Raw genomic sequence first — 7,402 nt, forward strand, 5'->3', positions numbered from 1 at the left:
ACATCAAATGCCCACACTTATCGACTGTTAATTGTTAAAGAACTGTATTCGGTGCTACTTTCGCGCTATCGACAAAGCGTTGTGTTTGTCAGCTGCGAAGAAGGAAGAGTATGAAGCGTTTTCAGCATTTCGTCAACCTTCTTTTTTACTACCCAGCCCCGTAGGACTGTCCCTTTTGTGCCGCAAACTAGTGCGTCTCATCGGGGAGGCGAACTATAGCAAAGCCGCCCACGAGCGGCAAGCTTTATTTCAGCAATTCGGCAACCGCCATGCCAACATCGGTCGTACTGGCGCTACCGCCCATGTCCGGCGTACGTGGCCCATGCTCGAGCACCTGCTCGATGGCACGCACAATCGCGTCATGCGCCGCCGTGTAATGGGCGGTGCCGTTGCCGAGAAAGTCCAGCATCATGGCCCCCGACCAGATCATGCCGATTGGATTGGCGATATTCTGGCCATAGATATCGGGTGCGGAGCCGTGCACTGGCTCAAATACAGAGGGGAAGGTGCGCTCCGGATTGATATTGGCCGACGGCGCGATGGCAATCGTCCCCGTGCAGGCGGGACCCAGGTCGGACAGGATGTCGCCAAACAGATTCGACGCCACCACCACATCGAAACGCTCGGGGCTCAATACAAAGCGGGCTGCCAGGATGTCGATATGGTATTTATCCCAGCGGACATCGGGAAAGTTCGGGCCCATCGCTTCCACCCGCTCATCCCAATACGGCATGCTGATGGCGATGCCATTCGACTTGGTCGCCGATGTCAGGTGTTTTTTAGGCCGGCTTTGCGCCAGCTCAAACGCATACTTCAAAATGCGATCGACGCCCTTGCGCGTAAACACGGATTCCTGCAACACCGTTTCACGCTCGGTTCCCTCGAACATGCGCCCGCCCACGGACGAATATTCTCCTTCCGTATTTTCACGCACTACATAGAAATCGATATCGCCCGGCTTCTTGTTCGCCAGCGGACACGGTACGCCAGGCATCAAGCGCACGGGCCGCAAGTTGACGTATTCGTCGAACTCGCGCCTGAATTTCAATAACGAGCCCCACAGCGAGATATGATCGGGCACCTTGTCCGGCCAACCCACGGCACCAAAATAGATGGCGTCAAAATCCCTGAGTTGGGCAAACCAGTCCGAGGGCATCATCTGGCCATGCTCGATGTAGTAGTCGCAATTCGCCCATGCCATCGCCGTGAACTGCAGGTCGATATTGAAGCGGCGCGCGGCCGCTTCAATCACACGCAAGCCCTCCGGCATAACTTCATTGCCGATGCCGTCACCGGCGATGACCGCGATTTTATGTGTGCTCATGGGAAACCCTGTTGGAAATAAACGATGGAAGCCCGTATTTATATCTGCTGCGCCACGTCCGAGTACAGACGCGCCAGCACATCGGCAGTGATCACTGCGATGATGGGCTGCACACGTTCGGCCGCCAGTTCACGGGACTTCTCGCGGCGCACCTCTTTCCACAACTCAGCCAATGCACCCTCATGGCGCGCCACCGCTTGCTCGACCTCATCTTGCCAGAATGCTGGCGCCTCGCCTTCCACAAAGTTGCCGCGGCCACGGCCAAAGTGCGCCACCGCCAGATAACGCAGCACGCCCGCCACCACCAGGGTACGCAGGAAGGTATCCGTAAATTGCATGGTGGGCTCGTTGCGGTCCGTGCCGGAATTAAAACCCCAGGCTGCGCCCGCAAACGTCAGTGCACCGACCACGCCGCCAAGCAAGGCGCCCGTGCCCAGGGTCAGGCCGCCGGAAATCAGGTCGGCCGACAAGCCCGTCGCCGCACCGGAAATCATGGCGCCCAATAACCCCGCTTGCGCCTTGTCGATCGGCGCGCGCACGGCGAAATTTTCACGTATCCGGCTATTGATCTTATGCGCATCGGTAGGGTCGAGTTTGTGCAAGATCAATAGTTCACGCGTGGTGACACCGCTGTGCGTATTGAGCCGCGCCACCAGGCTGGCCATCGCCTTTTCCTGACGTTGCTGCTCTGCATTCTTGCCTATGCCAACGACCTGCAAGGCCGATTTCAGCAAACCCTTGGAGACGGGTTCGATGGCTTCGCGATCCTGGGCTGCCACCGCCAACTGCGTGGCCAGCAAGTGCATCGCCTGCTGGAAACGCGCCGTATTCTGCGCTTGCCAGGTAGCAAACAGACGCGCATAGCCGGCTTGCTGCGCCTGTGGCAACAATTTACCCACGGCTTCATAAAACACGCGCTCATGGACCCAGCAACGGGCAAAGGCATCGAGCGCCAAAACGTCGCGCACGATGGGATACTGCTGCAAATGGTCGCGCCAGCGCGCCTGCTCGCCATGTTCCTCATTGCCCGGACGTGGCGGCCCCATCTGATTGAGCAAGACCAGCACCGGCTTGCCCAGCCATTCGAGGATTTTCATTTCCGCCGGCAAATAACCCGCATCCCTGGGATGTTCCGAGGAATTGACCAGGTACAGCACCACGTCGGCCGCGTCCTTGGCCGTGCGCAGCGCTTGCTGGCTGAGCCAGAACGGGCGGTCGCGATAGCGGTCCAGCACTTCGCGCAGGAACCAGCCGATGGGATTGCCCGCCTGCCCCAGGCGCTTGAGCAGGCGCACGGAATCGCCAAAGCCAGGCGTGTCCCACAATTGCAGGGCATCGCCCTGCGGCGTGGCCAGCAAGGTATGCGATTCCGCAAACACGGTGACGTGGGCGGCGTCGCGCACTTCGCCGATGTCCACGCCCACCAGGGTGCGCGCCAGGGTGGTCTTGCCATTATTCGTATGCGAAATCAGCGCAAACTGAATCTGCACCGCATCATCCTGGACATCTTTATTTACATTCACACTCATGCTGCTGCCGATACTTTCAAGCCGACACCGGCTTCGAGCGGGTGCAAGGCAGGATTAAGCAAATTGACCAGGGTGGCCGGGGTTTGATGAAACAGGCAGAACTGTTGCCACAAGGCGACTCTTTCCGCCAAGCGAGCGGCATTATCCACCTGCTCGCCAGCGCGCTCCAGGTAGCTGGATTCGTCGATCAGGACGGCGATGCCGCGCGTTGACGATTGCACCAGGTAATCGAGGAAGGCGCCGTGATTCTCCTTTTCCGGCGTCGCCGTCAGATTGAACAGCACGGCCGTGATATTGACTTGCGGATCATTCAAGTCGGTACCGCGCAAGACCTCCTGCGGCTCTTCGCCATACGACGTCGATGGACGCAGCATCATGCGCCCCTGCTCGCCAAACAGCATGATGGACAGCTGGCCCAAGCCCTTGTGGCGCGCCTCGTCAACAGTAAAGCTGTATGGCAAGACACGCAGCATGCCGCCCGTGGCCACGCCGATGCTTTCATTGAGCTTGCGGAAATACGGTTGATCGAGATCCAGCGGAAAGTGCTTTGCCAGGCGCGCGGCGCGCCAGTTGTTGAGCAGTGCCAGTATCAGGCGGGGAACGACGACGAGCAGGAAAATCGTTGCTGCATACAAATGCACCCAGCGCGCGCCGCCTTCCACGGTCGTCGTTTGCGGGAAACGCAGCGCTTCGATTTCCGCCAGCGAAAAGCCTTGTAAATGAAACAGGGCAATCGCTGGCGCAAACAGGGTCGAAAGCAGGCTGTGCACCTGACTGGCATTCAAAAAGGTGCTTTCCCAGCCGGCCGCGTATTGCGACAGGAAGCCGCGCGCATACAGCGAGGCGACGGCGCCGATGGCAAACATGGCGGCGCTCAGGTGGATAGTACGGCTCAGGCGCGCGGCCGTCAGCTTGGCGCTCAGGTGCGCCCATTCCCCCATGAAACTGAGCAAGCCCGAGGACAAGGCGTGCGGCAGCTTGCGCGGCAGGGCCAAGCGGCCCACGCTCAGGTGGCGCACCAGCCCCGCTTTCGGCCAGCCCAGGGAGTGCGAGGGGATGCATAGCCAGATCAGCAAGCCCAGGTAGACCAGCACGTTCCATGCGATGATCAACAGCAAGGGCGCCGACAGCAGGTCGACGCGGTGCGGATCGGTGATGCGGTCGAGGCCGGCCCCCAGCAGCAGGGCCAGCAATGGCAAGGCCAGCGCCAGGGTCTTCATGCCGTTGCGACGCTTCGCAAAGGCCGCGAAGGCGGGGGTGCGCTCGGTGATACGCTTGATGATCAGCTCGGAGCGCTGCTGCAGGAAGTCGTCACCCGTGACTTCGGCCTGCTTGCCCGAAGCTTGCCATTGCGCAAGCTCACGCGCGCTGCGGCTGGCATACATGCGGTCATCCTCGCTGAGGACTTCTTTTTTCTGGTCGGCCGTTTCAATAGCCCGGACCAATACCACTTCTCTCGCAATCTGCTCGTTCATGGTGCTCCTGTTTTTGTATGAAACGACAACTCGACAGGCAGATTGTGACGTACTTTTGTGTTTCAGGCCAACGCGTCCTCGGCCCGGAGCAAGTTATGCAGCAGATAAATCAGGAAAGCAGCGATCCAGGCCGACCACAAGGTGTGCGTGAAAAATTGTGTACCTTGCAACTGTTGCTGCCAGCCTGTCGCCAAACCGCACAGCAGCATGACACCGGCCAGCAGAAGCGCCGTGCGTGGCCGTGCTGGCAGGCAGAACAACGGCAAGGCCAGCAGCCACCAGGCAGTGCTCGCCTGGGTGGCGGGCAGGCAAGCCATGGCAAACGCATTGGCGGGTAATGTTTCCAGCAGGCGTGCATACGGTTCCAGTCCGCCATAGCGCAGCAAATCCGTAGGACAGGGTACATCGCTGAAGAACGAGAGCAAAGAGATGCTTGGCGGCACCAAGACGGCCGACAGGGCCACGACGCGCAAGGCACTGCGGCGTGATGCAAGCCAGACCAGCGGACGCAAGGTATCCCAGATGGCCAAGCCGATCACGGCGGCGCCAAGCAAGGTCATGCCAAACTGAAAACTGCCCGCCAACGCGCTGTCAGCACCGGAAAATTGCCCACGTGCCCCGTCGAACATGCTGTCGGCGATCGTGAGGTCGAGGTTGCTGTAATTGCCGATCCAGAGGATCAGCATGGCCGACAGCATCAAGACGCTATCGATGCCTTTGGGAGTTTTGACGAGTTTAAGCTTGGCCAGCATGGGTGCACACATTACTTGATGAAATGAAAGGGACAGGCAGCACAGGACTGCAGCCATGGAAGTCATCGTACAGTGTCAATATGAAGAGAACATGACGCTGCTCACCGTGCACAACACGGACGAGGCAAGACGCGCTTCCAGAATCACCTTACAAGTATCGGCATGAATTACGCGTCAACAGGGCGTTAAGTTTTCGTTAAGTGCTCGCAAAAAGCCGGCTTAAATGAAATCAATCCGCAGCATGGTGCCGCCAGCGGGTCGGACATTGAACGCCAGGTCCGCGCCCAGATACAGGCAGATGCGTTGAACCAGGCCCAACCCCAGGCCTGTGCCTGATGAACCACTCAGATTGGCCGGTACGGGTTGATGTAGCAGGCGCGCGCGGGCCGCTTCGGGCAAACCCGGCCCCGTATCCTCGACGATCAGCGCGCGTGCGGCCAGGCGCACGATCACTTCACCCTGCAAGGTGTACTGGCAGGCGTTGCGCACCAGGTTGCCAATGGCGGCCGCCAGCAATTCACGCGGGGCGTTGACCAGAAAATCCTCGCCGCCCGCAAACACGAGGGTAAGCGGCTTGCCTGCGGTATACGATTGACAGCGCAGGCATTCCTGGCGAGCCAGTTCCGCCACGGAGAGTGACGCGCACTCCAGTAATTCCGGCGCACGGGCCAGGCGCAGCAGCACCGTCACGGAATCGCTCGCTTCGTGCGCAGCCCGGTAGATACGTTCGGAGGCGGAGCGCACCAGCGGTTCATCGCCGCCTTGCTCCATCAGGATTTCCGCCGCCCCCGTGATCACGGTCAGCGGCGTGCGCAATTCATGACTGACATCGCCCGTAAAAAAACGTTCGCGGTCAAGAACTTCGGTCAACTCCGCCGTACGTTCAGTAAAAGCGCGTGCCAGTATCCCCAATTCATCGGCACTGTCCTGCAGTGGCAGCGCCGCCTGGCCAGCCTTGACGGCCTGCGTCAGCGACATAATCGGCGTGATCAATCGATTGGCGATGAAGGCACCCAGCAGCGAAGCACAAATCAGGAAACCGATAAAACCGAGCGCAAACATGCTGTACACCACCAACTCGATCTTTTCATACTCGGTGGCATGATCGATGACGACGAATTCCCCATGCACATCGCTGCCGACCAGCACGTGCAAATCGACGCCGTCGACAGTTTTTTCGTGCATGCCCGGTGCCAGGCCACGCAAGGGCAGCGGGGTATCCTCCGCGTGATGAAAGCTCAAACCGGCCGGCATCTCGACAGACAAGCCGGCCGCATGCCGCGGCGACGCCCAGGCCGCCACTTCTTTCAGGCGCTCGTCGACCAGGCGCACTTCGATGCCCTCGACAGCGATGGCGGCAATAATGGCAAAAAAGATGCTCGCCACCACGGCAAACAGCAAGTAGGCGACGATGATACGCCGCTTCAGCGATTTAAACGGGCGCATCGCTACTCAGTAATTTATAACCGATGCCAGGAATGGTGCGCAGCATGGGAAAGGCATATGGTTTGTCGAGCACCTGCCGCAGCGCATGGATATGCGTGCGCAAGGCATCGCTGTCAGGCCGGTCATCGCCCCAGACTTCATGCTCGAGCATCTCGCGTGGCACCAGCTTGGGCGCTTCGCTCATCAGGCATTTCAGGATGGTGTAACCGGTCTTGGTCAAGGTCAATGCGTGGCCGGCGCGCCGGACTTCGAATTTTTCCGTATCGAAACGTAACTCGCCCACCGCCAGCACGGCGGCGGCCGTCGTTTGCCCTCGCGCGCGGCGCAACAAGGCTTTCAGGCGGATTTCCAGTTCCAGTAGCGAGAATGGCTTGACCAGATAATCATCGGCGCCACTGTCAAAACCGGCGACCTTGTCTTGCAGGGTATCGCGCGCCGTCAACATCAGCACCGGCCTACTGTTTTTCAATTCACCGCGCAGCTTCTGGCACAGTTCGAGGCCCGTCAGACCGGGCAGCATGACATCGAGCACGATCACATCGTAATCATGCTGGGCCAGCAAGGCCAGGCCGGCATAGCCGTTCATGGCCGAATCGAGCACATGCCCCTTCGGTTCCAGATAAGCGTAGAGATTGGCGAGAATATCGGAGTTGTCTTCAATGATCAGAATGCGCATACCGCCATTGTAGGGCGGATTCGGCCGCCCCAAACAAAAGCACCAGACGAAAAAAAACCCCGACCATTGCTGATCGGGGTTTCTCTCTACTACGAATAACAAGCCTGACGATAACCTACTTTCACACTGGTTGCAGCACTATCATCGGCGCAAAGTTGTTTCACGGTCCTGTTCGGGATGGGAAGGGGTGGGACCAACTT

The 7,402-nt window shown here is 59.2% G+C and carries 6 protein-coding genes and 1 rRNA gene; all 7 read right to left on the minus strand.

The window, feature by feature from the left end; genetic code table 11:
* Positions 1–244: 244 nt before the first annotated feature.
* On the minus strand, positions 245–1,324 hold the full coding sequence (locus ACQ4WP_RS28595; protein WP_436526594.1) for a tartrate dehydrogenase: 1,080 nt from the start codon (positions 1,322–1,324) through the stop codon (positions 245–247).
* A 38-nt stretch (positions 1,325–1,362) separates the two neighbouring features.
* A complete protein-coding gene (locus ACQ4WP_RS28600; RefSeq protein WP_436526596.1) occupies positions 1,363–2,853 on the minus strand; it encodes a DUF3482 domain-containing protein in 1,491 nt (496 codons plus the stop codon).
* Complete coding sequence (locus tag ACQ4WP_RS28605) at positions 2,850–4,328, minus strand: DUF2868 domain-containing protein (protein ID WP_436526598.1); 1,479 nt, start codon at positions 4,326–4,328, stop codon at positions 2,850–2,852. Before ACQ4WP_RS28605 ends, ACQ4WP_RS28600 begins: the two co-directional genes overlap by 4 nt.
* Before the next feature lie 62 nt (positions 4,329–4,390).
* The gene (locus tag ACQ4WP_RS28610) at positions 4,391–5,080 is read right to left on the minus strand and encodes a phosphatase PAP2 family protein (RefSeq protein WP_436526600.1); all 690 of its coding nucleotides are present in this window, start codon (positions 5,078–5,080) and stop codon (positions 4,391–4,393) included.
* Between the two features lie 219 nt (positions 5,081–5,299).
* Complete coding sequence (locus ACQ4WP_RS28615; protein WP_436526602.1) at positions 5,300–6,526, minus strand: sensor histidine kinase; 1,227 nt, start codon at positions 6,524–6,526, stop codon at positions 5,300–5,302.
* Positions 6,513–7,202, minus strand: coding sequence for a response regulator transcription factor (locus ACQ4WP_RS28620; protein WP_436526604.1), 690 nt, complete (start codon positions 7,200–7,202; stop codon positions 6,513–6,515). The genes ACQ4WP_RS28615 and ACQ4WP_RS28620 overlap by 14 nt, the downstream gene beginning before the upstream one ends.
* A gap of 102 nt (positions 7,203–7,304) precedes the next feature.
* Positions 7,305–7,402, minus strand: a 5S ribosomal RNA gene (rrf, locus tag ACQ4WP_RS28625); the annotation flags it as partial.

The sequence above is a fragment of the Janthinobacterium lyxosi genome (assembly GCF_051380665.1).
In the GTDB taxonomy this organism is placed as follows: domain Bacteria; phylum Pseudomonadota; class Gammaproteobacteria; order Burkholderiales; family Burkholderiaceae_D; genus Janthinobacterium.